1 protein-coding gene is annotated in these 385 nt (G+C 47.3%); it reads left to right on the plus strand.

The features are described 5' to 3' along the window. The coding region (aaeX, locus tag SxD43FB_RS24375; RefSeq protein WP_343228870.1) for a p-hydroxybenzoic acid efflux pump operon protein AaeX at nucleotides 1-301 on the plus strand (301 nt) is incomplete at its 5' end. Nucleotides 302-385 lie beyond the last annotated feature (84 nt).

Raw genomic sequence — 385 nt, forward strand, 5'->3', positions numbered from 1 at the left:
CAGCAATGTTGCTCTCGCCCGGCTTTCCATGCCCTTCTCTGCGGCGACAGATGCTGAAAATAATAACGCCTGCTCTCTCTTTACAACCAAGGTCAACATGAGTCTGTTTCCCGTTATCGTGGTGTTTGGGCTGTCCTTCCCACCGATATTTTTTGAATTGCTTTTATCACTGGCGATTTTCTGGCTGGTGCGCCGGGTACTTGTGCCAACAGGTATCTACGACTTTGTCTGGCATCCGGCGTTGTTCAACACCGCGCTCTATTGCTGCTTGTTTTATTTGATATCGCGACTGTTCGTTTGAGGTTGAAGTGAAAACACTAATAAGAAAATTCTCCCGTACGGCCATCACGGTCGTATTAGTCATTCTGGCCTTCATCGCAATTTT

Origin of the sequence: Sphingobium sp. D43FB, from assembly GCF_002312805.1 — a bacterium.
Classification (GTDB): domain Bacteria; phylum Pseudomonadota; class Alphaproteobacteria; order Sphingomonadales; family Sphingomonadaceae; genus Sphingobium.